Source organism: Pseudomonas sp. WOUb67, from assembly GCF_050058005.1.
Classification (GTDB): Bacteria; Pseudomonadota; Gammaproteobacteria; order Pseudomonadales; family Pseudomonadaceae; genus Aquipseudomonas; species Aquipseudomonas putida_R.
This window is the reverse complement of record NZ_CP170112.1, coordinates 3,977,092-4,001,473: the sequence shown is the minus strand read 5'-3', so window position 1 is coordinate 4,001,473 and position 24,382 is coordinate 3,977,092. Positions and strand designations below refer to the sequence as shown.

Sequence of the window (24,382 nt, the reverse complement as noted above, 5' to 3'; positions counted from 1 at the left end):
GCTTTATGTCGTACAGCTACTCGCCTCTGTCTGGGCAATTTCACCCTATAACATGCGATAAGCCGTGATTATTCCATGTGAGGAAGTGTTTGCAGGCGTGATTGGATATCGCCATAATTAGTACGTAATTACATGTTACATAACACAGTACAAAATCGTAGGAGCAAGCATGGCCCGGGGCGGTATCAACAAGGTGGTAGTGCAGCAGGCGCGTCAGGCGCTGATTGCCCGGGGCGAGAACCCCAGCATCGATGCCATACGTATCGAGCTGGGTAATACCGGCTCCAAGACCACGATTCACCGCTACCTGAAGGAGTTGAACGGCCAGCAGCCGGTGGCTTCCGAAGGCGGCGCCGCGCTGAGCGATGTGCTGAGCCGCCTGGTCGGGCAACTGGCAACCCAATTGCAGGACGAGGCCGACCTGACGATCGAGCAGGCCGAAAGCACCTTCACTCAACAGCGGGAAACGCTTGAAGCGCAGCTGGAGATTGCCCAGCAGGCGCTGGCTGCAGCGCACCAGCAACACAAGATCGATGCAGCGGCATTGGCCGCCGAGACAGAAAAGCTGCTGTCCACACAAAGCACTCTGCAGGCCGAACAGCTGCGCAGTGCCAGCCTCAACCAGTCACTGGGCGAGATGCAGGTGCGCCTGGCTGACAAGGACGAACAGGTCAAGTCGCTGGAAGACAAGCACCGCCATGCCCGCGATGCCCTGGAGCACTACCGCAATGCCAGCCGTGAGCAGCGCGAGCAGGAGCAGCGCCGCCACGAAGCGCAGTTGCAGCAGATGCAGGTGGAAGTGCGCCAGTTGCAGCAGGGCATGATCGTCAAACAGGATGAACTGACCCGCCTGCACCGCGATAACGAGCGTTTGCTGGGTGAACACCGCCAGGCCGCCAGCGAGTGCCGGGCGCAGAACGAGATGCTGGAGCAGCGCGAAGCGCAGATTCAGGGCCTGCGCACGATTCTGGCCCAGGTTCAGGGCGCCAGCGAGGAAATGCGCCGGCAGCTTGATGTGCAGGCGCAGAGTCTGGAGGACAGACGAGACCTGTGCGCCGAACAAGCGCGGCAATTGCAGCGTTTTGAGGAGCAGCTCAAGGAGCGTGATGAGGCCCTGGCGCAGTGTCGGACGCAACTGGCTGTATTTGCAGAAAGTGAACGCGGTTAGTGTAGGAGCGGCCTTGTGTCGCGACCGGGCCGCAAAGCGGCCCCACGGCATCTGCTCTAGCGGCTGAATTGTTGGGGCCGCTTTGCGGCCCGATCGCGACACAAGGCCGCTCCTACAAAGGGCGATTACTCAGGATTCGGCTTGTCGCGCTGCTTCGACACCCGCCGCCGACAGCTTTATCGGGTAGTGCACGCTGATCTGGTGGTCACTTCCCACCACCACGCTGCCGTCGTGAATCAAACCTGCTTCCTGCAGCGTTTTCAGCACGCCGGCCACCGCCTTCTCGCCGCGGTAGTTGTCCAGCACCTCCTTGCCCAGGCCTTCAGGGTGCGAATGCAGCAGGCGGGTAAGAACTTCGGTCTTCAATGCATCGTTGCTCATTTATAACCTCACTTGGCGTGCTTGGCCTGAAGCGCCTTGGCATGCTCCAGGTGCTGCTCGAGTTTGGGCAGGGTTTCGCTGGCGAAGGCTTTCAGCTCGGCCTTGTCAGACGATGCGGCCTCTTTCTTGAACAGTTCCACCGCTTTTTCGTGGGCGTCGACCTGGTTGTTGAGGTACGACCTGTCGAATGATTCATCACGCCATTCCAGGATCATTTTCTTGACCTTGTCGGTCATGGCTGCTTCATCCGGAACGGAAATATCCAGCTTGCGGGCGATGTCGCCGAGTTTCTGGTTGGCCTGGGTGTGATCAGTGACCATTTGCTGGGCGAATGTCTTGATATCAGCATTCTGGCTTTTTTCCTTGGCCAGGTTGCCGGTGACCACTTCGGCAATGCCGGCTTCGGTAGCCGCATCGACGAAATCATCGGAACTCGCCGCCAGTGCATGTACCGACGCAAGGCCCAACACCATGGAGAAACCAACGCGCTTTATGAAGAGATTGCTCATGCTCCACTCCTTAAACCGTGGCGCGACCTCAGTGTCGCGTACGGTTGAGGGTAAGGGTGGGGCAAAGGTTTAATCTTTTTTGCCGCCGTTTTCGACTGTGCGGCACTGATCTATAGTGAAAGCCGGCAAACGCGGTATGGCCAGGGACTTCAATGTGCGCAGCCAGGAAACACGATGACGACGGGCTTATCGCGGTAACGGGCGAGGGCCGCGCCGTCGCGCTTTTCCGCCTGGTACTGGCGTTCATGGTGGTGGTGATGCTGGCGTTTGTCCTGGTGGAAGGCTGGCGCATTTGGCGAGATTACCGAAACGTCTACGCCAATGCCGAGAACATGGTCAGCAACCTGGTGCGGGCCACGGCGGAGCATGCCGAGGATTCGATCCGCCAGGTCGACGCCATTACCGCAACCCTGGCCGAGCGCCTGGAAGGGGACGGTTTTGATCACATCGACCGGCCGCGCCTGCATGCCTTGCTGGCGCAACAGAAAAGCATCATGCCGCAGTTGCACGGGCTGTTCGTCTACGGCCCGGACGGAAGCTGGATTGTCACTGATCAGGCGGCAATCCCGCCCAACGCCAATAACGCCGACCGCGACTACTTTACCTACCATCGCAACCACACCGACCGGGGTGTGCATATCGGTTCGGTGGTACGCAGCCGCTCTACCGGCGACCTGATCATTCCCATATCCAGGCGCCTGGAGTATGCCGATGGCAGCTTCGCCGGCGTACTGCTGGGCACCATCAAAGTGGAGTGGTTCGTGCGTTACTACGGCGACTTCAAGATCGACGAGCGCGGCGCACTGGTGCTGGCCAAGCGTGACGGCACCATCCTGGTACGGCGCCCGTTCGCGGAACAGGTGATTGGCCGCAGCCTGGCCAACAGCGAGGTCTTCCGTAACCAGTTGCCGTATGCCGCAGAAGGTGTAGTCGAGGCGGTCGCCGTGATCGATGGCACACCGCGGCTCTATGGCTACCGCGCGTTGTCCAGCTACCCGCTGGTAGCGGAGGCAGGCCTGTCGCGCGATTCGATTGTCGAGCCCTGGCTGCATGATGCGATCAAATCGATGTCCGTCATGCTGCTGTTGCTGCTGGGGCTGGGGGCGTTTGGCGGCGTGGTGCTGCGCCAGTTGCGCGAGCGTATCGTCATCGAGCGGGCGCTGGTCCAGGCGCACCAGACGCTCAAAGCACTGGCCTTGACCGACAGCCTGACTGGGCTGGGCAACCGTCGGCGGCTGGATGCGGTACTCGAATCAGAGTTGCGTCGGGCACGTCGGCAGGGCTACCCGCTGGCGCTGGTGATGCTCGACCTGGATTACTTCAAAGCCTATAACGACCGCTACGGTCACCCCGCAGGCGACCAGTGCCTGCGGCGCTTTGCCGAGGTGCTGAAACAGGCCTTGAAACGGCCTGCTGACCTGGCTGTGCGCTATGGCGGTGAGGAGTTCACGCTGTTGCTCCCCGATACCGATGGCCGCGGGGCTGAGCGACTGGTACAGGAGCTGCAACTGCTGTTGCGCCGACAGGCAATGGAGCATGCCGGCAGCCCGTTGGGGCGGGTGTCGTTCAGTGCGGGGATCGCGGTGGGCGACCCGGCGCGGGAGGGGGTGGCCACCGAGGCGCTGGTTGCGGCGGCGGACCGTGCGTTGTACCAGGCCAAACAGCAGGGGCGGGATGGGTACTGTGTGGCGGGGAGTGTGGTGCAGGCATAGCCGGTGCCATCCACCGCGCTGGGTTCTTCGCGGGCATGCCCGCTCCCACAGGGACCGCGCAGGCTTCGGGCCTATGCAGTATCTGTGGGAGCGGCCTTGTGTCGCGATGGGCTGCGAAGCAGCCCCAAAGGCTAACGCGTAACGCAGAGGCGCATTGCACAACGCCCTTTCAGGCCGTGAGCGTGCTCGCTGGCAAGAATGCCCTGGAGCCGCTCGCCCAGCAGCCCCTCATTGATCACCTCGAACCCGAACCGTGCATAAAACGGCGCATTCCAGGGCACATCGACAAAGGTGGTCAACGTCAGCTCGCGCACCCCGGCGCAGCGGGCAGCATTTACCACCTGTTGCAGCAATCGGCGCCCGACACCTTGGCCTTGGGCCTCCTGGCACACCGATATCTCATGGAGGTGCAGTGCCTGGCCCACAAGCCGGGCACATGCAAACCCGACAATGCCCCGAGCAGGCTCCTCAGCCACCCAGCTACCACCTGCCTCGACGAAAGCCCTGTGTGCCGCGCAATCCATCACATCACCCTGGGCCAGCCAGGCCAGCGCCGGCCAGCCGACAAAAGCCTGAGCTGCCGAACGCTCGACCTCCGGCAGGGATTGAACATCGCGTTCAAGGGTAGGGCGGATAAGCATGAATCACTCCTGTCGTTCTAGTCCGCCGCCAACACCTGCGGCTGTAATTGCCAGCGCACCGAGCTTACGCCTTTTTCCAGGCTTACCCGGCTGACCAGCCGCTCCAGTTGCGCCGGTGCCTGCGCGGTGCCCAGCAGTTCGGCGCGCACTTCCAGGCGCGCAGGGGTGTCCAGGTCTTCGCTCTGCAGTGACTGCAAGCGCAGCTGCGGATCGCCCAGGCTATGCAGCATCAGGCTGCGCACCTGGATTTCGTCCTCGGCGCGGCAGACGATGCGCACTTCGAAGTGCTGTTCCACCTCGCTGGCCGGCACCACGTCCTGACGGTCCAGGCGCTGGGCGATGTCACGCAGCAGGATATTGGCGCATAGCACCACCAGGCTACCCAGTGCGGCCTCCAGCAACAGCCCCAGGCTGCACAGCACGCCGACCGCAGCCGTGCACCACAGGGTGGCCGCGGTGTTCAGGCCACGCACGTTGAAACCGTCGCGCATGATCACACCGCCACCGAGAAAGCCGATGCCCGATACCACATAGGCGGCTACGCGCGACGCATCGGCAGGCGCCATGCCCGGCACTGCCTGGGTCATCAGCACGAACAGGCAGGCACCGGTACTCACCAGCGCATTGGTGCGCAGCCCGGTCAGGCGTTGACGCAATTGCCGTTCGGCACCGATCAGTGCCCCGAGTAGCAGGGCAATGCTGACGCGCAGCAGAAATACTTTCCAATCCATAGCAAACCTCTTCCGCAGGCACACGCCCGCATGAACGCCATCAGTTGGCGCGGTTGAAAAACCAGAAAAATGCGCAGGACCACGAGGAGGAGAGGAGAAGCGGGGGTTACAGGAAACCACCGTCTTGCCAGGGCGGCCAGACAGTGCAGGACACTGCCGGGCTAGCGCGCCACGTGGGCCTGTCGCAAGCGACTGGGGCTACTGTCCAAGGCAGGTCTCCTGTTGAGGAAGGCAAAATTGCGTCGCGGACCATACGCCGCGTGGCAGAGCAGGTCAAGGGCAAAAACATGACAATGGCTTCATCCGTGGGTGGCCTGCAACCCGTCATGCCCGCATGGAAAAAAACCTGGGCAGCCGGTACCCTTGCGCCTCCCTTTGCCATCCACCGGACCGTTCCATGCTGTTCAATCTCGCCGTATTGTTCGGCACCCTGGTGGCCATGGAGGGCGTTGGCACGCTGGCTCACAAGTACATCATGCATGGCTGGGGCTGGTGGCTGCACCGCTCGCACCATGAGCCACACCTGGGCATGCTCGAAACCAACGACCTGTACCTGGTGGCCCTGGGGCTGATCGCCACAGCGCTGGTCGCCTTGGGCAAGAGTGGTTATGCCCCGTTGCAGTGGATTGGTGGCGGGGTGGCGGGGTACGGCATGTTGTATGTCGTGGCCCACGACGGGTTTTTCCACCGGCATTGGCCGCGCGCGCCACGGCCGGTCAACCGCTACCTCAAGCGCTTGCACCGTGCGCACCAGTTGCACCACGCGGTGAAGGGGCGCACGGGGAGTGTGTCGTTCGGGTTTTTCTATGCGCCGCCGTTGAAGGTGTTGAAGCAACAGCTTCGGCGCGAGCGCGGTCAGCAATAACGACCCAGACGGTTGACTCGGTCCCAGGTAACCTGCGTTGATTTCAAGGCAAACACAAGCCCTGTAGGAGCAGCCTTGCGCTGCGAAGAGGCCGGTAAGGCTTAAGACTATCTGCGGCTGCAATGGCCTCTTCGCAGCACAAGGCTGCTCCTACAGGGTGATGCGGCAGCCTGAGTGATGTGCAAGACAGTTGCCCCCACAAAGGGCAGCGCAGGTCTGACACCATCAATTTGCGGTTTCACCCTCTGGCTGCGCGGCCACATGCCCGCGGCTCACCCACCAGCCAAACCCTGCCGCCGTGAAGAACATGATCAGGCTGTAAAGCGCCGCCGGCACCGCCATGGTCGGGTTGTTCAGCAACGACGGGCTCAGCGCCAGGGCAATCGCCAGCGTGCCGTTGTGAATGCCGATCTCCATGCCGATGGCAATTGCCTGACGTTTGGGGATGTTCAACAGGCGCGGTACCCAGTAGCCCACAGCCAGGCTCAGCAGGTTGAACAACAGCGCAGCCAGGCCCACCACCGGTGCGTACTCGACCACGGTCTGCCAATCCTTGGCCATTGCCAGGACAATGGTAAAGGCCAGGAACAGCGCCGCCATCAGTTTCATTGGCTTTTGCAGGCGTGCGGCGAGCGCAGGGGCGTAGCGGCGAATCAGCATACCCAGTGCGACCGGCAGCAGGACAATGGCGAATACCTGCAAGACCTTGGCAAACTGCAGTGGAATGGCCTGGTCGGAGGCCATGAACCAGTTCAGCGACAAGTTCACCAGCAACGGCATGGTCAGGATCGCGATCACCGAGTTGACGGCTGTCAGGGTGATGTTCAACGCTACATCGCCATGGGCCAGATGGCTGAACAGGTTGGCCGTGGTGCCGCCCGGCGAGGCAGCCAGCAGCATCAGCCCCACCGCCAGGGCCGACTCCAGGCCAAAACCGTTAGCGATCAGGAAGCACACCAGCGGCAACAGCAAGATCTGGCAGGCCAGGCCCACCATCACCGGTTTGGGGTATTTCACCACGCGGGCAAAATCGGCCAGGGTCAGCGACAGCCCAAGGCCGAGCATGATGATGCCCAAGGCGAGCGGCAGGAAGGTGGTTAGCAAGGGAGATGCGGTCATGGGCAGGCTCTCGGGCGAAGGACCTCGAGCAGTGTAGGCGGGCGTTGATTGATAGCTAATCGCAAAGAGCCACCTCTTGGTAACCGATTGTTACCTAGAGCGACCACTGCCAAGGCTGTATGCCGCGTTGCAGTAGGGCTGCAGGCGCAGTAGCATTCGGTTTTTTACCGAGGATTAGCCTGTCATGCCGTTCCAGAAAGGGCTGCTTGCCACTCCGGTGCCGGCCCATGCCCGTCACCTGTTTTTCACCCTGCAATCGCCCGAGGCGCTGCCTGCCGCTCTGGATGCCTTGCTGCCACAGGTCGATGGCGACCAGCTGATCCTGGGCGTCGGTGCCCCGCTGGCCAAGGCCTTGGGCCGTGCAGTGCCTGGCCTGCGAGCTTTCCCGCTGCTGGATGCCGCCGTGGAGAACCCGAGCACCCAGCACGCGCTATGGCTGTGGCTGCGCGGTAACGAGCGTGGCGACCTGTTGCTGCGTGCCCAGGCCCTGGAACAGGCGCTGGCACCAGCCCTGCGTCTGACGGACAGCGTTGACGGCTTCCTGCACCGTGGCGGCCATGACCTGACCGGCTATGAAGACGGCACCGAAAACCCAGTGGACGAAGACGCCGTGCAGGCGGCCATTGCTGCCGATGGTTCCAGCTTTGCGGCGTTCCAGCTGTGGAAGCACGACCTGGAGTACTTCAAGTCGCTGCCCCAGGCTGACCAGGACAACATCATCGGCCGCCGGCTGAGCGACAACGAAGAGCTCGACGATGCGCCCGAGTCGGCACACGTCAAGCGCACCGCCCAGGAAAGCTTTGAGCCGGAGGCGTTCATGGTCCGTCGCTCCGTAGCCTGGGCTGACCAGCGTGGCGCCGGCCTGGCCTTTGTAGCCCTGGGCCGCAGCTTCGATGCGTTCGAAGTACAGCTGCGCCGTATGAGCGGCCTGGAAGACGGCATCATCGATGGCCTGTACCGCTTCAGCCGGCCACTGACCGGCGGCTATTACTGGTGCCCGCCGATGGGCGAGACGGGTGCAGACCTGAGCCTGCTGCTGGCCTGATCACTAAACATCCAGATACAGAAACACCTGCCAGCACGGGGTAGAGCGGCTAGCCTTGAAAGTTTCCGATTCATGACGGGAGCTTTTCCATGTACGCACGTCGTGATGTCCTACGCACAGCTGCCACGCTGGGGTTGCTGGCCGCCGCCTGCCCCTGGCTGCATGCCGCCGCCCCGGCGGGTTTGCTGGCCCGCAAAGTACCGTCCACCGGTGAGGCGTTGCCCGTGATCGGTGCCGGTACTTCCGGCAGCTTTGAAGTAGAAGCCGACTCGGCCCAGTATCAGCAGCTCAAAGCGGTGCTCAAGGCGTTTTTCGAAGGGGGCGGCCGGGTGATCGACACCTCGCCCAACTACGGCGGTGCTGACAGCATTCTTGGCCAGTTGTTGGAAGAGGGCGGTTGGCACCGCCAATGCTTCATTGCCACCAAGATCGCCGCCGATAGCCGGGCCGACGCCGAAGCGCAATGGGCCGGCAGCCTGAAGAGCCTGCGCACCGACAAGGTCGACTTGCTGCAGATCCACAACCTGCGTGACTGGCAGACCCAACTGCCCTATGCCCGCGAGCTTAAACAACAGGGCAAAACACGCTATGTCGGCATCACTCACTACCTGAACAGCGGTCAGGACGAAGTCGCCCGCATCGTGCGCAGCGAGCCGCTGGACTTCATCCAGATCAACTATTCGGTCAATGCCCCCGACGCCGCCCGCGAACTGCTGCCGCTGTGCCAGGACAAGGGCGTTGCGGTGCTGATCAACCGGGCCTTCGACGATGGCCGTCTGTTCGCCAAGGTCAAGGACCTGGCGTTACCCGGCTGGGCAGCAGAGGCAGGCATTGGCAGCTGGGCGCAGCTGTTTCTCAAGTTCGCCATCAGCCACCCGGCAGTGACCACGGTCATCCCCGCCACCGGCCGCCCTGATCGCCAGCTCGACCAGCTCAAGGCCGGGCATGACCCCATGCTCACCCAGGCGCAGCAACAGGCGCTGATCAAGCAGTTTGCCTGACATCATGCAAGGCTGGCGGCGGCGCCTGGACCAAGGGCTGAACATTCAGCCCGGCGAGGGGCCAGCAGTAATCGCCGGCTTGCTGCTGTTCTACCTGCTGTTCACCGGTTACTTCATGCTGCGCCCGGTGCGCGAAACCATGGGCGTCGCCGGTGGCGTGGACAACCTGCAATGGCTGTTCACCGGCACGTTCATCGCCACACTGGCGTGCCTGCCGCTGTTCGGTTGGCTGGCATCCAGGGTGCAACGCAGGCATATCCTGCCTTGGACCTACGGTTTCTTCGCCAGCAACCTGTTGCTGTTCGCGGCGCTGTTTGCCGGCAACCCGGACGATCTCTGGACCGCCAGAGCCTTCTACATCTGGCTATCGGTGTTCAACTTGCTGACGATCTCGCTGGCCTGGAGCGTGCTCGCCGACCTGTTTTCCACCGAGCAAGGCAAGCGCCTGTTCGGCCTGCTGGCCGCCGGGGCCAGCCTGGGTGGGCTCAGTGGCCCGATCCTTGGCACCTTGCTGGTGGCCCCGCTGGGCCATTCCGGGCTGCTGGTGCTGGCGGTGGCGTTTCTGCTGGGCAGTATCGGTGCCGCTCTGTTCCTGCAACGCTGGCGACTGCGCCACCCACTACCAGAACAGGCCGAGCGCGCGGGCTCGCGGCCCTTGGGCGGCAACCCGTTCGCCGGCGCTACCGCCGTAGTGCGTTCCCCGTATCTGTTGGGCATTGCCCTGTTCGTGGTGTTGCTGGCCAGCGTCAGCACCTTCCTGTATTTCGAGCAGGCGCGCATCGTCAGCGAAACCTTCACCGATCGCACCCGGCAAACCCAGGTATTCGGCCTGATCGATACGGTGGTGCAGGCCCTGGCCATCCTCACTCAGGTATTTCTCACCGGGCGTCTGGCCCGGCGGTTGGGCGTGGGGGTGTTGCTGGTGGCGGTGCCGTTGGTAATGGCTGCAGGTTTCCTGTGGCTGGCACTGGCCCCGGTGTTCGCGGTCTTCGTGGTGGTGATGGTGGTGCGCCGGGCCGGCGAGTACGCATTGGTGCGGCCAGGGCGCGAGATGCTGTTCACCGTGCTGCCCGCCGAGGACAAGTACAAGGCCAAGAACTTCATCGACACCGTGGTCTACCGAGGCGGCGATGCCCTGAGCGGCTGGGTCAAGCGTGCGCTGGATGTGATGGGTGAGCACCCGCAACTGGCGATGCTGATCGGTGCGCTGATTGCCCTTGGCTGGGCCGCCACCGGTGGCTGGCTGGGCCGCCGCCAGGCCCAGCTGGATAACCCGCCGCACGACTGACTGGTGCACCAAATATGGCGTTGCTGCTTATTTAATGCCACCGGTCCGAACCCTTCGCAATAAAACGAATCCCGCGATATCGCCGAACTCCCAACCTGTGTACGGCAGCTTGCCGTGCATTCCGAAGTCATACGAGGTTTGAACACCATGGCCACTAAAGACAACAGCCGTACCGGCAACCAACAAGGCAGCCAAGGCGGTAACAAGAACCCAGGCAACTTCGCCAATGATAAAGAAAAGGCTTCCGAAGCCGGACGCAAGGGCGGCCAGTCCTCCGGCAAGGACATGCCGCACGAGTCGGGCCGCAAGGGCGGCCGCTCGTAATTGACCGACGCGCAGTGCCGGGGCGACCTGGCACTGCAATCAGCCAAAAGGGGAGTACCCATGCGACTGACTCCACTGATCATCCTCATGGGCTCGCTGACCTTGGTCGGCGGCTGCTTTGACCGCGACAATGACCACCCGGGCAAGGATGCGGACCCCAGCAAGCCATCGCTGCAGATGCAGCAACCCGATACCAAACCGGCACCGCAGCCTGCGCCCGATCCGGAACCGATGCCGGGGCAGAAACCGAGCCAGTAAGCACACCAGGAGCACGGCATGACGGTGATGAATCGCGACACCGCTGCAACCGCGCCATTGGCGGCCGGGGGTATCAGCCTGCAACAGCGTTATCAGGCAATGCTGGCAGGCCACGATGACGCCAGCGCTGCATGGCTCGACGAGCAGCTTTCACGTGCTGCGAACTTGCCGGATGACCTGCCTGACTCACCGTCGGATTTGCCGGCCTGGAGCACCAGGCACGCCGCCCAGGTGGCGGTTGCCTACGCCGACTATCTGGAACACCGCCGGCGGGGCGCACCACGTCGGTTCTTCACCAACCGGGCCCACGCGCTCTGGTTCCTGCAACAGGTGGCACCGACCAAAGCCGTGGACGGTGCCTGGTTACAAGGCACCCTGGGCCACTGGCTGGACCCACGTTTTCAAGGGCTGATCCGTATCTATCTTGAAGAGCTCGGCAACGGTGACCCGCGTTGCAACCATGTGCTGATCTACCAACGCCTGCTCACCCGCCTGGGCTGCGTAGAGGCCACGCCACTGGACGATACACGTTACCTTCAGGGCAGCCTGCAATTGGCCCTGGGGCAGCATTGCGACACTCACCTGCCGGAGGTCATTGGCTACAACCTGGGCTACGAACAGCCACCGCTGCACCTGCTGATCACCACCTACGAGCTGGCAGAATTGGGCATCGACGGCCACTACTTCCAGCTGCATGTGACCATCGACAACGCTGCCAGCGGCCATGCCCGGCTATCACTCCAGGCGCTGCGTCAGCTCAGCCCTGCGCACGGCAAGCAAGCGTTCTATGAGAGGGTTCGCAACGGCTATCGTTTGAACGACTTGGGTAGTGCTGCGCCCGACCTGATCCGCCAGTTCGACCTGCAGGATGAATTGTTCGCGGCGCTGGAACGCAAGCGGGTTTATGGCCAGTTCATGCATGGCGACCATTGCCGCCTGCAACAGCGCACGATCAATCAATGGCTGGCGGCCCCCGGCGCCATGCCTGCGTTCGTTGCTGCGCTTCAGGCTCAGGGCTGGATTCGCCGAGGGCAGGACCCGGCACAAAGCCGCTGGTGGGCGCTGATCGAAGGGCCCGCCGCGGCCATGTTCGGCGTGTTCAACAGCTATGAGAAACAACTGTGGCATGACTGGATCGCCGACACTTGGCACCCCGCCATCCGCCGCGTACCGCCTGGCAGCTGGGGACTGCCCGATGCCTATGTCGAACCGCATGGCGAGATCTCGGCGCAAGCACCCACAGCGTTGATCGGGCGCATGGTTGGCAACCGGCATGCAACCCCCGAGGGCCTGGCGGCGACCCGCGCATACATTCGCACAACCGGGCTGCTTCAGGAGGAACCCCGCTGATGATGCTTGCTGCCAGAAACCTCGAGGCCGACCAGGCGTTGCTGCAACTGGGCCAGCGCTTGCGCGCCGATGGCTACCGCTTTACCTGCGTGACACCCGCCACCCACACCCGCGCCAATGCCCGTGAAGGCGCCAGGCAGGCCAGTAATTTGCGTGACGTGTTCGGCTGGAACCGACCTTTCGCCCCAGGCCTGCTCTCTGTTGACCAGTTGCAGTTGCTCGAGCACGCGCAAGTGCTGGTGCCCCGGGGCGAACTGCTGGGCAGTGCGGTGCGCTGGTCCAGCCTGGATGACCTGCTGCTGGTGCATTCGGGATTCCCCACCGATACCCGCGATGCGGTGTTCTTCGGCCCGGACAGCTACCGCTTTGCGCAGGTCATCCACGAGCACCTGCAGCATTGCCCCACCCGGGTCGAGCATGCAGTCGATATCGGCTGCGGCACTGGGGTGGGCGCCTTGCTGATCGCTCGCGCCGCCCAGCATGCACAGGTCAGTGCCGTGGACATCAACCCCCTGGCGCTGCGCTATACCACGATCAACGCGGCGCTCGCGGGGGTAAGCAATGTGTCGGCCATGCCCAGCGACCTGCTGGACGGCATCACCGGCACGTTCGACCTGATGGTCGCCAACCCGCCTTATATGCTCGACCGCAACGCCCGCACCTATCGCCATGGCGGCGGCACGCTGGGCGCCGAGCTGTCCCTGCGCATTGTCGAGCAGGCCTGTGAGCGCCTGTGCCGGAACGGTACCTTGCTGTTGTACACCGGCGTGGCCATTGTGGAAGGCCGCGATGCCTTGCTCGAAGCCATCCGCTTGCGCCTGGCCGGGCCACAATGGACGTGGGTGTACCGGGAGATCGACCCTGACGTGTTTGGCGAGCAACTGGCCGAACCGGGCTACGAGCAGGTCGAGCGCATTGCCGCCGTGGCACTTACCGTTACCCGTCATGGCTGAGGCAACATGGCCCGGGCCTGTACGTTCGGTATCGAGGAGGAATACCTGCTGGTGAGGCTGGGCTCAGGGCAGATCCCTGCAACACCGTCGCCCGCGGTAATCGGGCGTTGTCGCGAAGTGCTAGGCCAATACTTTGCCCAGGAAATGTTCCGCAGCCAGATCGAGCTGGCCTCCCCGGTGTTCACCTGCGTTCATGAAGCACGTGAGTTCTTCCGGCACAGGCGGCAGCGGCTGAGCGTGGCGCTGGCCGAGGAGGGGATGGGGCTGTACGGTGCGGGCAGTCACCCGAATGCGGCCTGGCTGCGGCAGAAGGCTGCAGCACCGGCACATTACCAGCAACTGTTCGATGACTACCGGCATGTGGCCCGGCGAAGCCTGCTCAATGGCTTGCATGTGCACGTCGGTGTTCCACCAGATTGTGACCGGATGCAACTGATCAACCGCTTGCTAGGCTGGTTGCCGTTGTTGCTGGTACTGAGTACCTCGTCGCCCTTCTGGGCTGGCCAGCGTACCGGCTACATGAGCTACCGCCGAGTGATTTGCGGGGAGTGGCCGCACATGGGCTTGCCCGAACCGTTGCCGGACTGGACCGCCTATGAACGCTACCGTGCTTTTTTGCAACGAACCGGTGCCTTGGCTGTGGATGGCGACTTCTGGTGGGCCATCCGGCCTTCGCGGCGCTTTCCGACGGTGGAGTTGCGTATCTGCGATGGCTGCCCGCAACTGGAAGATGCGCTGTGCATCGCCACGCTGTTTCGCCACTTGGTGGAGCACAGTGTTACCTATCGCCATGACCCGCTGCCCTGTTGCCGCGAACTTCGCTGGATTGCGCAGGAAAACTACTGGCGTGCCACGCGCTACGGGCGCCATACCCGGTTCATTGGCACGCGCGAGCAACAGCCGGTAACGGCTGAAGCCTGGCTTGGCCAATTGCAAGAGCACGTGCCGGTCGACAGTGAGGATGCCGAGCGGGCCTGCCAGCACGCCCGGCATCTGCTGCGCAACGGCACTCATGCCGACCACCAGTTGCAATGCCTGTCACAGGCCATGGCGAACGGGCTCGGCAAGGCGCAGGCGCTACAGGCTGTGGTAACGGCCGGGGCTTGCAATTAGCCGGAGTTGGCAGACAATGGCCGCGCCCTTTGCAGCCACGCGGAAATACCTGCTCCATGATGCTGATCAAGCAATTCCCCGACATCTCCCTGGATGACACGCTGTTTGTCTTCGCCCTCGAAGCCGAGGCCGGCGATGCATTCACTGAGGTGAACGCGGTGTTCACCGGTATTGGCAAGGTTAATGCCGCGATCGCACTGACCAGGGCGATCGCAACGCGCAGGCCCAGGCTTATCGTCAATCTCGGCTCTGCGGGCAGCCAGCGCCATGGCAAGGGCCAGGTGGTGTGCTGCAACCGCTTCGTACAACGCGACATGGACGTGACACCGCTGGGCTTTGCCCGTTACGAAACACCTTTGTCAGACATTCCGGTCGTACTGGAGCATGGGTCGGCGATCCCCGGCCTGGCACTGGAAGCCTGTGGCAGCGGTGACAGCTTCGAAACCAACCATGGCGACGCGCCTTATGATGTGGTGGACATGGAAGCCTACGTGCTGGCGTTGATCGCGCGGGACGAAGGCATTCCATTTGTGTGCCTGAAGTACATTTCCGATGATGCCGGCAGCGATGCCGCAGGGGATTGGGCCGTGCAGGTGCACCTGGCGGCCGAGGCCTTCAAGCAGGTGCTGTTCAGCCAGGTTTGAGCGCTGATCGAAAACGCGGTGGATTGCACCACCTGTGACGGTGCTGATGGCTCAAGCCGCTTCCACAGGGCCCTCGCTGACTTACCACTGCTGAGCAAGACAGTTGCTCCGACAGCAACAGGCATGAGTTGGTAGATTCAATGGGTCTGCCAGACCCCGTTGTTACGCTCGCAGTCGGTTCGTGCCTGGCCAAGGCTGGGGGTATCGTAGTAATAGGTGATCACTCGGGCATCCTTGGGCAAAGCCGGCTTGTCGCCGCCTACGGCTTTGGGATTGGCCAGTGCTTCCTGAGTCAAGGGCGCGATGCAGCTGCCAACGCTGCCGTCCGCACAGCGTTCCACCTTGCGCTTCTCGCTATTGAGCATGTCCTTGCTCTCATTGCTGCACGACCAGTTGATCGCCTCGGCAGGCAGATTGCTGTAGCTGTAGCAGGTGTGCCGGTCCACCGGCGTTACCGCATCGCTGGAAGAGCGGGTCAGCACATTGCAAGCTTCGGCCAAGGCTTGGCCACTGGCCAGGCTGGCAACCATCACCATCAGGACAGAAAAGCGCATTTCCCACCTCCTGGGCACAGGGGCCCTCGACAGGTCCGGCCGGGGTTGTCGCACTGGCGCATGGCCTGGCATGGCTTTTTCACAAGGCCACCTCCGGCACGACACCTGGTTCGGTCATCAGCTCATGGTCCAGCGACAGCTTCTGCAGCAGGCGCCGGGCGTCGTAAGGGGCGTGGACCTTCTGGTCGTTGTCGAAATAGCAGTAGACATCCCGGGTGGCGCGTCGTGGCGGCGCACCCGGGATAACCAATTGCGCATCCTCGGCCTGGCCACCCTCGCTCCAGCGCTGGATGCGCTGTTTCCAGCGCCTCAATGCCTGCGCGGTATAGCCGCTGCTGTACAACTCGACATCGCCATGCAGGCGCATGTACACAAAGTCGGCGGTGATGTCTTCGACGTAAGGCCATTTGCCGGCGCTGTCGGCAACCACCAAAGCGACCCGATGCTTGCGCAACAGCTTGATGAAGGCCTCGCACAGGAAGCTGTCATTGCGTACTTCCACGGCATGGCGCAAGCGTGCATTGCCCCGAATGTCCAGGCTGGCGTTGCCTTTCAGGCGGGCGGCGCAGTGTTTGGCACATTCCCGGGCCGCCTTGTGGTTACGCGGCAGCAAATCGAGGAACCGGGCGAAGCGCTGTTCATCGAACTTCATGTTCGGCGGAAACTGCCACAAAATCGGCCCGAGCTTCTTGCCGAGCAACAGCGGCCCGGAGGCGAAGAAGTTGGCCACTGGCTCTTCGATATCCTTGAGCCGCCGTACATGGGTGATATAGCGCGGCCCCTTGACTGCGAACACGAAGCCGTCCGGCGTCTCGTCACGCCAGCCCTGATAGCGTTCGGGTGTTTGCAGGCTGTAGAACGAACCGTTGATCTCGATGCTGTTCACTGCCCGCGACGCGAATGCCAGTTCATCGTCCTGTCTCAGGCCCTTGGGGTAGAAATCCTTGCGCCAGGGGCCATAGCGCCACCCGGAGATACCAATGCGGATATCGCTCACGCTGCCGTCCTCATGGGGGTCCTGAAGTGGTCGACTCGTGATGACTGGCCGGGGTTCAGCGCGCTTGACCAACGGAAAGACCGATGCCGGGTTGAACTTTGCGGCGGCTGGCGTTTCCACCGCATATCCGGCTTGTGGAAGGTCCAAAGGTATTCGAGCATGGCCAGACATATCATTCACTTCACCGGGCCGATCAATTCGTCGACCTGTGGCAACCTGATCAACACCTGCTCGCGGGCGTTGCAACAGGGCGCCGAGACCCTGCAACTGAACATCGCCACCATGGGCGGCGAGTGCAGTTATGGCTTTACCCTGTACAACTTCCTGCGATCGTTGCCGGTCGAGGTGCACACCCACAACCTGGGCACCGTGGAGTCCATGGGCAATATCCTGTTCCTGGCAGGGGAGCGACGCACGGCGTGCAGCTTCAGCAAGTTCCTGTTCCACCCGTTTCACTGGACCTTGCATGGTTCGGTAGACCATGCGCGGATGGCCGAGTATGCGATGAGCCTGGATTACGATCTGGAGTTGTACGCGCAGATCGTTGCCGAACGGACCAAGGGGGCAGCGCAGGTGCTGGATGTGCCGCGATACCTGATGGCCCACCCCCGGATTCTGGGCCCACGCGAGGCCCTGGAGAACGGGATGATTCATGCCATCGACGAAATGCCGATCCAAGCAGAGGCGGTTCAGTGGAGCGTGCACGCCTAGGGGTTGTGTGTACCTGCCTCTTCGCGGGTAAACCCGCTCCCACAGGGCCACCGGATCCCATGAGCTGGCCTGCTCTAGCACCCTGCAATGGCCGCTGATGCCAATTGTTCGACAAAATTTTGAATCTTCTGGCCATGGCCTGATCAATCAGGAAGTCATCCATGGAGAAGAGGAGGCCCCCTGCGATGCCTAGCCCACAGCTTTACATCATCGATTATCAACTGCATGGCCAGCCGCGCAGTTTCATCATTCGCCTGGAACGCCTGGACAACGCCGAGGCCTGGCATTGGGCAAGTTGCGATGCGGGTATCGGCATCATTCCCAAGTTCGGGCGTGAAAAGATCAGAAAGATCAGTCGGCCGATGGCCGAACGCTACGGAATTACCGCAGTGAGTTGGCGGATTTCGGGGAGCAAGCCGAACCAGTCGGTGGGAGACCCGGCGGCAATGGTCTAGCAGCCCCGCCCAAGCCTGGCAAAGCCCTGTGGAAGCGGATGTCCCCACTGCCACAGGGTCCGTTGATAGACGCTTTTCAAGCGCCGGACTCGGGGTCACTGGCCGGCACGCCAGGGCGGTTTTCCTCGTCATCCGTCACATTCGGGTCTGCATCGGGGTCGTCTGCCCGGTCGTTGCGGCGGTCCGGCTCAAGCTCCGGCCAGTCATCCTGCACATTGCCGCCACCCATTTGCAGTAAGTAATCCATCGCGCAATCCTCATGTCTGATCCTCATGGGTTAAGAGCGACAGGTATGCCTCATAAGTCCTTTGGGTTTGGGCACCCGCTGACCAATGGTTTAACTACCGGTGTACTTCACCGCAGCCGCCGTACGCGAGCTGACGCCAAGCGCCTTGAGCAGCGATGAAACATGAATGCGCACGGTAAACGGGGAGATATCCAGGGCCTTGGCAATTTCCTTGTTGGTCTTGCCTTGGGCAATCAGCCGCAGCACTTCTTGCTGACGGTGGGTAAGTTGCTCCACTGCACATTCCCCGCCGAGGTTGGGCAACAAGCCTGAGGGCGCATACCTGACCAGCACCTCGCCATTGCGAATGGCGAGGATTGCAGCACCTATCTCGTCCGCGGCGATGCTTTTGCCAATGAACCCATCGACTCCCGTCGCCATCACCTGCTCGACAATGGCGGGGTCGTCGACCATCGACACGATGATCAGCGTGGTACGTCGAAACTGCTGACGCAAACGCGCAAGGCACTGGATGTCCACCAGCCCAGGAAAACGCAGGTCCAGGATCAGGGTATCAGGTACCTCCCCGGCATCAGCCACGGCCATCACTTCATCCAGGTTGCCGGCCTCTTCTATACAGGCACCCGCAACCACGCGCTGTACGGTGCGCGCCAGGGCTTCCCTGAACAGCGGATGGTCATCCGCCACGATGATGCGACACGTCACGCCTGGCAACTCCCTGTAGCCGTGGGTGTAGAAGACCATGCTAATTTAGCAGCCTCGGATAAAGGGTGCTGCCCACGGATGGCAGCAATGCGACCCCGTGCACAGGGAGGCTGGCCATGGACCTGGACAAGAACAACGAACTCGATCAAGCCAACCTGCGCGTGATCGTCGCCTGCTGTGCGCTGGTCTACATGAGCGTGCTGGGCTTTCTGCCGGGCAGCTCGCCTGCGACTTACCTGCCGGTCATCTACTACATCGTCACCTTTGTGCTGGTGTCCATCGGTTTGCGCCAGGCCATTGCCCGTTGGCCCGGGAATTACCCTTGGCGACGGGTGCTGGGCATGGTGCATGACTACACCGGTACCTGCTTCGGCTTGGTGGTCGGTGGCGAGGCGGCGCTGCCGATCTACGCGGTGATGGTATGGGTGAACCTGGGCAACGGCATGCGCTTCGGCTCGCGCTACCTGGCGATTGCCACGGTGCTGGCGCTGGCAGCGTTGCTGGTGGTGTACCAGATCACGCCTTACTGGCAGGCCAACCCGTTCATGGTGTTGATGTTGCTGACCACCAGCACGGTCATTCCAGTGTACGCGCACCTGCTCCTGGAGCGCACGCGCAAGGCCTCTGAACAGGCTGCGGCGGCCAACCGCGAGAAATCCCGCTTTCTGGCCCAGGCCAGCCACGACCTTCGCCAACCGATTCACTCCATCGGCCTGTTCACGGCCTGCCTGCGCGAGGCGCAGCTGGGCGAAGAGGAGCGGCGGCTGGTGGACAGCATCGACCGCTCGCTGCTCAACGTGTCGCAGCTGTTTCGCTCGATACTCGACCTGTACACCCTGGACAACGGGCGCGTGCAACCGCGCAGCGAAACGTTTGCCCTGGCTGGTTTTCTGACTGACTTGGTGCGCCAGAACACCGAGGCGGCCCGCTGGGCCGGGGTGGAGATACGCTTGCGGCCCTGCGCGTACTGGACGTGTGCCGACCGCGGCATGCTGGCCACCATGGTCCAGAACGTACTGTCCAACTGCTTCAAGTATGCGGCGCATCGCCCGTTGCTGCTGGCGGTACGGCGCTGCGGTGAAGGCCTTGCCATCGTCGTTTATGACCAGGGACGGGGCATAGACGAAGCGCACCAGCGGCTGGTGTTCGAAGAGTTCTACCGGGTGCGCCAGGTGCGCGACAACGACGTCGAGGGTGTCGGCCTGGGCTTGTCGATTGTGCGGCGGTTGGGGCATCTGATGGGCCTGAGCGTAAAGCTGCGTTCGCGGCCAGGCCACGGCACGGCGGTCAGCCTGCAAGGTTTGCCGCGCCTCGTCGCTCAGCCAGCCCTGGTTTTGGACGAGCGCTCGCCGGCAGCGGCCGGCCTGCTGGGCGGCTTGCGGGTATGCCTGGTGGAAGACGACCACAATGTGCTGCGGGCGACCTCGGCGCTGCTGCAGCGCTGGGGTTGCGAAGTGGAGGCGCACAGTTCGCCTGCTGGCTTGAGCAGTGATTGTGAGGTGATCGTCGCCGATTATGACTTGGGGCAGGAGGCAACCGGGGTCGACTGCATTGACCGGTTGCGGGCCCAGCGCGGCTGGGACGTACCCGCATTGATCATGACCGGGCATGACCCGGAGAAAATTCAGGCAGTGGTGCATGAGCGCAATATCGCCGTGCTTTCCAAGCCGGTACGCCCAGCCGAACTGCGTGCGGCCCTGCGCGCATTGCGCGAGGAGCCTGCGGCGCCGGCCCTTTAGACCGGCGCAAGGGCGCAGGGGCTGTGCGTGGGTTACTGCAGGATGACTGCCTGGCCTTCCTTCATGCAGGACGGCGTGGGCTCGTACAGGCCCATGCCGGCCACCGCGACGATGCCACCGCTGGGCATCTGGCACTCGTACCGGCCTTTGGCGGTGGTGGCGGTGTAGTAGGTGATGGTGCTGTCACTGCGCACGTCGGCGACGTTCGACACCTTGGTGTTCAGAATGAACTCGGTGCGCTGCTTGAGCGTGTCTTCGGAGGGTTTGATGGTCTGGCAGCCGGCGACGCCGGCCAGGAGGGCGGCACTGAGGACGAGCTTGAGGGCGTGCATGGTGGAGGCTTCCTTGGCGTTGTTATCGCTGGACTATAACGCCGAGGGGCGAGGTGGGCGATTAGGGCAGATGTACGAGGTGGCCCTTGGCCTTTATGTAACCTGTGCGGGCCTCTTCGCGGGTAAACCCGCTCCCACAGCAATCCGTGTAGGAGCGGGTTTACCCGCGAAGAGGCCCGCAAGGTAAACACATTACTCCGGCTGCTTCAGCACCAGGGTCAGAATGTCATAGCTGGCCACCAGCTCACCCAGTTGGTTGGTCACCTCCACATCCCACGCCACCACACCCTGCGGCTGGCCCAGCGGGCTGGTCTTGCCCTGGTCGATCTTGCGCTTGCAGGTCAGGCGCGCCTGAATGGTATCGCCGATGCCCACAGGGTTGATGAAACGCAAGGTGTCCAGGCCGTAGTTGGCCAGTACCGGCCCGGCACCGGGCGAGACGAACAGGCCCGCAGCCGCCGACAGCACGAAATAGCCGTGAGCAATGCGTTTACCGAACTGCGACTCCTTGGCGGCGATTTCGTCAAAGTGCATGTAGAAGTGGTCACCCGACAGGCAGCCGAAGTTGACCAGGTCCGCTTCGGTGACGGTGCGGCGGTGGGTCAGCAGCGACTCACCGATGCGCAGTTGCTCGAAGTAACGGCGGAACGGGTGCACTTCGGTCTCGATTACCTCGCCACCCCGCACATACTCGCCGGTCACCGCCGTAAGCATGCTTGGCGAGCCCTGTACGGCGGCGCGTTGCAGGTAGTGTTTGACCGCGCGCAAGCCTCCCAGCTCTTCACCGCCACCAGCCCGGCCCGGGCCACCATGCTTGAGCTGCGGCAGCGGCGAGCCGTGGCCGGTGGATTCTTTGGCGGCTTCGCTGTCGAGTACCAGCAGGCGGCCATGCCAGGCAGCGGCCACCGGGATGGCCTTGGCGGCGATGCTGCGGTCGGCGGTGACCAGGGTCGCCACCAGGCTGCCTTTGCCTCGGGCGGCCAGCGCCAAAGCTTCGTCGAGATCGTCATAGGCCATCAGCGTGCTGACCGGGCCGAATGCTTCGATATCGTGGGCGCCGCCTTCGGCATGCGGGTCGCGGGCCTGCAACAGGGTTGGGGCAAAGAATGCGCCTTCGGCCACACCCTCGCCACGCGGAGCAAAGCCATCGCTGGCGCCGAACAGCTGGTCACAGCTCTGCAGCAGGCTGCGCACCCGCTCGGCCACGTCGCGTTGCTGGTCGTGAGAGGCCAGGGCGCCCATGCGCACGCCTTCCAGCGACGGGTCACCAACCACCACCTTGCTCAGCCGCTCGCGCAAGCGCGTGGCAACGGCGTCGATGTGCTTGGCCGGCACGATGGCGCGGCGGATGGCGGTGCATTTCTGCCCGGCCTTGGTGGTCATTTCACGCACCACCTCCTTGATGTACAGGTCGAACTCTTCGCTGTCTGGCGTTACGTCCGGGCCGAGGATGGCGCAGTTCAGCGAGTCGGCTTCGGCGGTGAACGGTACCGAATTACGTATCAGGTTGGGCGTGACGCGCAATTTGGCGGCGGTATCGGCGGACCCGGTGAAGGTCACTACATCCTGGCCTTGCAGGCGGTCGAGAAGGTCGCCGGTGCTGCCAATCACCAGTTGCAGGCTGCCCTCTGGCAGCAGGCCGGAGGCGTTCATCAGACGTACAACGGCTTCGGTCAGGTAGCTGGTGGACGTTGCCGGCTTGACGATGCACGGCATGCCCGCCAGGAAGGTTGGGGCGAACTTCTCCAGCATGCCCCAGATGGGGAAGTTGAAGGCGTTGATGTGCACCGCCACCCCTGCGCGCGGCACCAGGATGTGGCTGCCGGCGAAATGACCTTGCTTGCCCAGCGGGATGGCCGGGCCCTCGTGCACCAGGTTGCCCGACGGCAGCTCGCGGCTGCCGATGCCGGCATAGGCGAACAAGGTGGCGTTGCCGCCTTCGATGTCGATCCAGCTGTCGGCGCGGGTGGCGCCGCTATGGTGCGACAGGGCGTACAGCTGTTCCTTGCGCTCGGCCAGGTACAGGGCCAGCGCTTTCAGGCGTGCCGCGCGTTGCTGGAAGTCCATGGCCATCAGGCTGGCCAGGCCGCGAGCACGGGCGAAGTCCACGGCTTCGGCGAAGTCCGGGCGCTCTTCGTGGCTGTAGGCCAATACGTGGCCGTCGAGGGCGCTACGCAGGGCCTGGGCGCCGTGCTGGCCGAGCCAGCGGCCGGCGATGAAGCTTTGCAGGGTAGGGGCGGCAGACATGCTGTTCTCCATGCTGTTCAAATGTAGGGGGCGCTGTTACCACAGCGCCAGGGTGTAGCCGATGATCAGGCGGTTTTCGTCCACGGCGTTGGTCAGGCCATTGCCGGAACGGAAAGTGACGTTGCGCCAGCGCAGGCTGACGTCCTTGAACGGGCCGCTCTGGATGACGTAGGTGAGGTCGGTGTCGCGCTCGCGCTCGCGGCCATTGCTGACGGTGGCGGTTTCGGCGTGGCGGCCGTCGGTGTAACGGGTCATGAAGCTCAGGCCGGGGATGCCCATGGCGACAAAGTCGTAGTCATAGCGCACTTGCCAGGAGTCCAGCCCGGCGCGGGTGAAGGTGTTGTAGGTCACCAGGTTTACGGTGAACGGGTCGCCGCCGTTGACGAACGGGAAGGCACTGTCACCCGACATCTGTTGCCAGGTAGCCGTGAACTTGTGCGCCCGCACGCCGAGGGTGAACATGGCGTTGAAGTTGCGGTTGTCGATGTTGCCGGCACGTTCGGCGCCGTCGTTGCGGCTGTCGAAGTAGCGCAGGTCGCTGCGCAGGCTCACGCCTTCGCTCAAGGGGCGGGTATCGATCAGGCCGACGAACTGCTGGCGGTAGATGTCCTCGAGCTTGGCGTAGTAGTAGCTGACGCTGGTTTGCGGGGTAATGGCGTAGCTGCCACCGCCAAAGTCCAGGTGGTCGCTGGTAGCGGCGCCGTAGCCGATGTCGTCGCGGCCCGAAGAGTCACGCAGGTTGGCCTTGGTCAGGCGGCCGGCGTTGAAGGTAAGGCCATTCACATCCTGGCTGGTCAGCAGGCCACCCTGGAAGGTGGATGCCAGCAGGCGGGTGTCGTTGTAGACCACCACCGGCAAGATTGGCTGCAAGGTGCCCAGGCGCAGAGTGCTCTTGGACACACGTACCTTGCCGGTCAGGCCCAGTTCGCTGTAGTCATCGACCGGTTCGTGGCTGTTTGGGCCAAAGGGCAGCAGCCCGGTATTGCGGCGGTCGCGGCTGGAGTCGAGCTTGATGCCCAACTGGCCCATGGCGTCGACGCCAAAGCCGACCGGGCCCTCGGTGAAGCCCGATTCCAGCTTGGCGGTAAAGCCCTGGCCCCATTCCTCTGCCTTGGCCTGCGGGGCGTTGCTCTGGCGGAAGTCGCGGTTGATGTAGTGGTTGCGCAGCTCCAGGCGTGCGTGGCTGTCGCTGATGAAGTCGGCCATCGCCGGCACTGGCAATGCGAGGGTGGCCAGCCAGGCAGCTGACATGAAGTGTGTGCGGTTCATTGTTGTTGTTTTACCCGACATGGT

Annotated in this window: 27 protein-coding genes; 15 read left to right on the top strand and 12 right to left on the bottom strand. The window is 62.9% G+C overall.

Features of this window, described 5'->3' with window-relative positions:
- Positions 1–169: 169 nt before the first annotated feature.
- Positions 170–1,168, top strand: coding sequence for a DNA-binding protein (locus tag ABOC32_RS18045; protein ID WP_426808235.1), 999 nt, complete (start codon positions 170–172; stop codon positions 1,166–1,168).
- A gap of 129 nt (positions 1,169–1,297) precedes the next feature.
- Here ABOC32_RS18045 and ABOC32_RS18040 read toward each other — a convergent pair whose 3' ends face one another.
- Positions 1,298–1,549 (bottom strand): hypothetical protein, encoded by a 252-nt coding sequence (locus ABOC32_RS18040; RefSeq protein ID WP_043201225.1) that lies wholly within the window; start codon positions 1,547–1,549, stop codon positions 1,298–1,300.
- 8 nt (positions 1,550–1,557) lie between these two features.
- On the bottom strand, positions 1,558–2,058 hold the full coding sequence (locus tag ABOC32_RS18035; protein WP_426808234.1) for a DUF4142 domain-containing protein: 501 nt from the start codon (positions 2,056–2,058) through the stop codon (positions 1,558–1,560).
- A gap of 152 nt (positions 2,059–2,210) precedes the next feature.
- On the opposite strand from ABOC32_RS18035, the gene ABOC32_RS18030 reads away from it, so the two are divergent.
- Complete coding sequence (locus ABOC32_RS18030) at positions 2,211–3,770, top strand: sensor domain-containing diguanylate cyclase (RefSeq protein ID WP_426808233.1); 1,560 nt, start codon at positions 2,211–2,213, stop codon at positions 3,768–3,770.
- 131 nt (positions 3,771–3,901) lie between these two features.
- On the opposite strand, the gene ABOC32_RS18025 is transcribed toward ABOC32_RS18030, so the two are convergent.
- Both ABOC32_RS18025 and ABOC32_RS18020 read right to left on the bottom strand, forming a co-directional pair.
- On the bottom strand, positions 3,902–4,411 hold the full coding sequence (locus tag ABOC32_RS18025) for a GNAT family N-acetyltransferase (protein WP_426808232.1): 510 nt from the start codon (positions 4,409–4,411) through the stop codon (positions 3,902–3,904).
- Positions 4,412–4,428: 17 nt separating this feature from the next.
- Positions 4,429–5,142 carry an MgtC/SapB family protein gene (locus tag ABOC32_RS18020; RefSeq protein WP_016499648.1) on the bottom strand — a complete coding sequence of 238 codons (714 nt, stop codon included), beginning with the start codon at positions 5,140–5,142 and terminating at the stop codon, positions 4,429–4,431.
- 397 nt (positions 5,143–5,539) lie between these two features.
- Between ABOC32_RS18020 and ABOC32_RS18015 the strand changes: the two genes are divergently transcribed.
- Positions 5,540–6,007: a beta-carotene hydroxylase gene (locus ABOC32_RS18015; RefSeq protein WP_258911904.1), complete on the top strand. Its 468-nt coding sequence runs from the start codon at positions 5,540–5,542 to the stop codon at positions 6,005–6,007.
- Positions 6,008–6,232: 225 nt separating this feature from the next.
- Here the strand turns inward: ABOC32_RS18015 and ABOC32_RS18010 are convergent, their stop codons facing one another.
- Positions 6,233–7,126 carry a bile acid:sodium symporter family protein gene (locus ABOC32_RS18010; protein WP_426808231.1) on the bottom strand — a complete coding sequence of 298 codons (894 nt, stop codon included), beginning with the start codon at positions 7,124–7,126 and terminating at the stop codon, positions 6,233–6,235.
- Between the two features lie 184 nt (positions 7,127–7,310).
- On the opposite strand from ABOC32_RS18010, the gene ABOC32_RS18005 reads away from it, so the two are divergent.
- From ABOC32_RS18005 to ABOC32_RS17965, 9 genes are all read left to right on the top strand, one after another.
- Positions 7,311–8,171: a Dyp-type peroxidase gene (locus ABOC32_RS18005; protein WP_426808230.1), complete on the top strand. Its 861-nt coding sequence runs from the start codon at positions 7,311–7,313 to the stop codon at positions 8,169–8,171.
- A gap of 89 nt (positions 8,172–8,260) precedes the next feature.
- A complete protein-coding gene (locus ABOC32_RS18000; protein WP_426808229.1) occupies positions 8,261–9,172 on the top strand; it encodes an aldo/keto reductase in 912 nt (303 codons plus the stop codon).
- Positions 9,173–9,176: 4 nt separating this feature from the next.
- Positions 9,177–10,460: an NTP/NDP exchange transporter gene (locus ABOC32_RS17995; protein ID WP_426808228.1), complete on the top strand. Its 1,284-nt coding sequence runs from the start codon at positions 9,177–9,179 to the stop codon at positions 10,458–10,460.
- A gap of 147 nt (positions 10,461–10,607) precedes the next feature.
- Complete coding sequence (locus tag ABOC32_RS17990) at positions 10,608–10,784, top strand: general stress protein (RefSeq protein ID WP_258651335.1); 177 nt, start codon at positions 10,608–10,610, stop codon at positions 10,782–10,784.
- Between the two features lie 60 nt (positions 10,785–10,844).
- Entirely contained in the window at positions 10,845–11,042 is a 198-nt protein-coding gene (locus ABOC32_RS17985) for a hypothetical protein (RefSeq protein WP_016499655.1), read from the top strand.
- 18 nt (positions 11,043–11,060) lie between these two features.
- Positions 11,061–12,392: an iron-containing redox enzyme family protein gene (locus ABOC32_RS17980; protein ID WP_426808227.1), complete on the top strand. Its 1,332-nt coding sequence runs from the start codon at positions 11,061–11,063 to the stop codon at positions 12,390–12,392.
- The gene (locus ABOC32_RS17975) at positions 12,392–13,345 is read left to right on the top strand and encodes a methyltransferase (protein WP_426808226.1); all 954 of its coding nucleotides are present in this window, start codon (positions 12,392–12,394) and stop codon (positions 13,343–13,345) included. The genes ABOC32_RS17980 and ABOC32_RS17975 overlap by 1 nt, the downstream gene beginning before the upstream one ends.
- A 6-nt stretch (positions 13,346–13,351) precedes the next feature.
- Positions 13,352–14,458 carry a carboxylate-amine ligase gene (locus tag ABOC32_RS17970; RefSeq protein ID WP_426808225.1) on the top strand — a complete coding sequence of 369 codons (1,107 nt, stop codon included), beginning with the start codon at positions 13,352–13,354 and terminating at the stop codon, positions 14,456–14,458.
- 56 nt (positions 14,459–14,514) lie between these two features.
- Positions 14,515–15,102: a nucleosidase gene (locus ABOC32_RS17965; RefSeq protein ID WP_426808224.1), complete on the top strand. Its 588-nt coding sequence runs from the start codon at positions 14,515–14,517 to the stop codon at positions 15,100–15,102.
- 137 nt (positions 15,103–15,239) lie between these two features.
- On the opposite strand, the gene ABOC32_RS17960 is transcribed toward ABOC32_RS17965, so the two are convergent.
- Both ABOC32_RS17960 and ABOC32_RS17955 read right to left on the bottom strand, forming a co-directional pair.
- The gene (locus tag ABOC32_RS17960; RefSeq protein ID WP_341795550.1) at positions 15,240–15,656 is read right to left on the bottom strand and encodes a hypothetical protein; all 417 of its coding nucleotides are present in this window, start codon (positions 15,654–15,656) and stop codon (positions 15,240–15,242) included.
- Positions 15,657–15,735: 79 nt separating this feature from the next.
- Positions 15,736–16,773: a DUF72 domain-containing protein gene (locus ABOC32_RS17955; RefSeq protein ID WP_426808223.1), complete on the bottom strand. Its 1,038-nt coding sequence runs from the start codon at positions 16,771–16,773 to the stop codon at positions 15,736–15,738.
- Positions 16,774–16,812: 39 nt separating this feature from the next.
- Here ABOC32_RS17955 and ABOC32_RS17950 point away from each other — a divergent pair, with 39 nt between their 5' ends.
- Together ABOC32_RS17950 and ABOC32_RS17945 are read left to right on the top strand one after the other, a co-directional pair.
- Positions 16,813–17,364 (top strand): ATP-dependent Clp protease proteolytic subunit, encoded by a 552-nt coding sequence (locus tag ABOC32_RS17950; protein ID WP_426808222.1) that lies wholly within the window; start codon positions 16,813–16,815, stop codon positions 17,362–17,364.
- 185 nt (positions 17,365–17,549) lie between these two features.
- On the top strand, positions 17,550–17,819 hold the full coding sequence (locus ABOC32_RS17945; RefSeq protein ID WP_043201297.1) for a DUF6555 family protein: 270 nt from the start codon (positions 17,550–17,552) through the stop codon (positions 17,817–17,819).
- A gap of 76 nt (positions 17,820–17,895) precedes the next feature.
- Here the strand turns inward: ABOC32_RS17945 and ABOC32_RS17940 are convergent, their stop codons facing one another.
- Positions 17,896–18,066 carry a hypothetical protein gene (locus ABOC32_RS17940; protein WP_426808221.1) on the bottom strand — a complete coding sequence of 57 codons (171 nt, stop codon included), beginning with the start codon at positions 18,064–18,066 and terminating at the stop codon, positions 17,896–17,898.
- A 90-nt stretch (positions 18,067–18,156) separates the two neighbouring features.
- The gene (locus tag ABOC32_RS17935) at positions 18,157–18,771 is read right to left on the bottom strand and encodes a LuxR C-terminal-related transcriptional regulator (protein WP_426811626.1); all 615 of its coding nucleotides are present in this window, start codon (positions 18,769–18,771) and stop codon (positions 18,157–18,159) included.
- A 116-nt stretch (positions 18,772–18,887) separates the two neighbouring features.
- On the opposite strand from ABOC32_RS17935, the gene ABOC32_RS17930 reads away from it, so the two are divergent.
- Positions 18,888–20,510, top strand: a complete 1,623-nt coding sequence (locus ABOC32_RS17930) for an ATP-binding response regulator (protein WP_426808220.1) — start codon at positions 18,888–18,890, stop codon at positions 20,508–20,510.
- Positions 20,511–20,542: 32 nt separating this feature from the next.
- Here ABOC32_RS17930 and ABOC32_RS17925 read toward each other — a convergent pair whose 3' ends face one another.
- The 3 genes from ABOC32_RS17925 to ABOC32_RS17915 all read right to left on the bottom strand — a co-directional run bounded on the left by ABOC32_RS17925 (position 20,543) and on the right by ABOC32_RS17915 (position 24,358).
- Complete coding sequence (locus ABOC32_RS17925; protein WP_043201192.1) at positions 20,543–20,842, bottom strand: hypothetical protein; 300 nt, start codon at positions 20,840–20,842, stop codon at positions 20,543–20,545.
- A 192-nt stretch (positions 20,843–21,034) separates the two neighbouring features.
- Complete coding sequence (gene paaZ, locus ABOC32_RS17920) at positions 21,035–23,089, bottom strand: phenylacetic acid degradation bifunctional protein PaaZ (protein WP_426808219.1); 2,055 nt, start codon at positions 23,087–23,089, stop codon at positions 21,035–21,037.
- Between the two features lie 36 nt (positions 23,090–23,125).
- Positions 23,126–24,358, bottom strand: a complete 1,233-nt coding sequence (locus ABOC32_RS17915) for an OprD family porin (RefSeq protein WP_426808218.1) — start codon at positions 24,356–24,358, stop codon at positions 23,126–23,128.
- Positions 24,359–24,382 lie beyond the last annotated feature (24 nt).

Excerpts from the sequence above, each read along its gene's own strand:
- ABOC32_RS18045 (WP_426808235.1), top strand. The coding sequence starts at position 170 with ATGGCCCGGGGCGGTATCAACAAGGTGGTAGTGCAGCAGGCGCGTCAG.
- ABOC32_RS18040 (WP_043201225.1), bottom strand. The coding sequence starts at position 1,549 with ATGAGCAACGATGCATTGAAGACCGAAGTTCTTACCCGCCTGCTGCAT.
- ABOC32_RS18035 (WP_426808234.1), bottom strand. The coding sequence starts at position 2,058 with ATGAGCAATCTCTTCATAAAGCGCGTTGGTTTCTCCATGGTGTTGGGC.
- ABOC32_RS18030 (WP_426808233.1), top strand. The coding sequence starts at position 2,211 with ATGTGCGCAGCCAGGAAACACGATGACGACGGGCTTATCGCGGTAACG.
- ABOC32_RS18025 (WP_426808232.1), bottom strand. The coding sequence starts at position 4,411 with ATGCTTATCCGCCCTACCCTTGAACGCGATGTTCAATCCCTGCCGGAG.
- ABOC32_RS18020 (WP_016499648.1), bottom strand. The coding sequence starts at position 5,142 with ATGGATTGGAAAGTATTTCTGCTGCGCGTCAGCATTGCCCTGCTACTC.
- ABOC32_RS18015 (WP_258911904.1), top strand. The coding sequence starts at position 5,540 with ATGCTGTTCAATCTCGCCGTATTGTTCGGCACCCTGGTGGCCATGGAG.
- ABOC32_RS18010 (WP_426808231.1), bottom strand. The coding sequence starts at position 7,126 with ATGACCGCATCTCCCTTGCTAACCACCTTCCTGCCGCTCGCCTTGGGC.
- ABOC32_RS18005 (WP_426808230.1), top strand. The coding sequence starts at position 7,311 with ATGCCGTTCCAGAAAGGGCTGCTTGCCACTCCGGTGCCGGCCCATGCC.
- ABOC32_RS18000 (WP_426808229.1), top strand. The coding sequence starts at position 8,261 with ATGTACGCACGTCGTGATGTCCTACGCACAGCTGCCACGCTGGGGTTG.
- ABOC32_RS17995 (WP_426808228.1), top strand. The coding sequence starts at position 9,177 with ATGCAAGGCTGGCGGCGGCGCCTGGACCAAGGGCTGAACATTCAGCCC.
- ABOC32_RS17990 (WP_258651335.1), top strand. The coding sequence starts at position 10,608 with ATGGCCACTAAAGACAACAGCCGTACCGGCAACCAACAAGGCAGCCAA.
- ABOC32_RS17985 (WP_016499655.1), top strand. The coding sequence starts at position 10,845 with ATGCGACTGACTCCACTGATCATCCTCATGGGCTCGCTGACCTTGGTC.
- ABOC32_RS17980 (WP_426808227.1), top strand. The coding sequence starts at position 11,061 with ATGACGGTGATGAATCGCGACACCGCTGCAACCGCGCCATTGGCGGCC.
- ABOC32_RS17975 (WP_426808226.1), top strand. The coding sequence starts at position 12,392 with ATGATGCTTGCTGCCAGAAACCTCGAGGCCGACCAGGCGTTGCTGCAA.
- ABOC32_RS17970 (WP_426808225.1), top strand. The coding sequence starts at position 13,352 with ATGGCCCGGGCCTGTACGTTCGGTATCGAGGAGGAATACCTGCTGGTG.
- ABOC32_RS17965 (WP_426808224.1), top strand. The coding sequence starts at position 14,515 with ATGATGCTGATCAAGCAATTCCCCGACATCTCCCTGGATGACACGCTG.
- ABOC32_RS17960 (WP_341795550.1), bottom strand. The coding sequence starts at position 15,656 with ATGCGCTTTTCTGTCCTGATGGTGATGGTTGCCAGCCTGGCCAGTGGC.
- ABOC32_RS17950 (WP_426808222.1), top strand. The coding sequence starts at position 16,813 with ATGGCCAGACATATCATTCACTTCACCGGGCCGATCAATTCGTCGACC.
- ABOC32_RS17945 (WP_043201297.1), top strand. The coding sequence starts at position 17,550 with ATGCCTAGCCCACAGCTTTACATCATCGATTATCAACTGCATGGCCAG.
- ABOC32_RS17940 (WP_426808221.1), bottom strand. The coding sequence starts at position 18,066 with ATGGATTACTTACTGCAAATGGGTGGCGGCAATGTGCAGGATGACTGG.
- ABOC32_RS17930 (WP_426808220.1), top strand. The coding sequence starts at position 18,888 with ATGGACCTGGACAAGAACAACGAACTCGATCAAGCCAACCTGCGCGTG.
- ABOC32_RS17925 (WP_043201192.1), bottom strand. The coding sequence starts at position 20,842 with ATGCACGCCCTCAAGCTCGTCCTCAGTGCCGCCCTCCTGGCCGGCGTC.
- paaZ (WP_426808219.1), bottom strand. The coding sequence starts at position 23,089 with ATGTCTGCCGCCCCTACCCTGCAAAGCTTCATCGCCGGCCGCTGGCTC.
- ABOC32_RS17915 (WP_426808218.1), bottom strand. The coding sequence starts at position 24,358 with ATGAACCGCACACACTTCATGTCAGCTGCCTGGCTGGCCACCCTCGCA.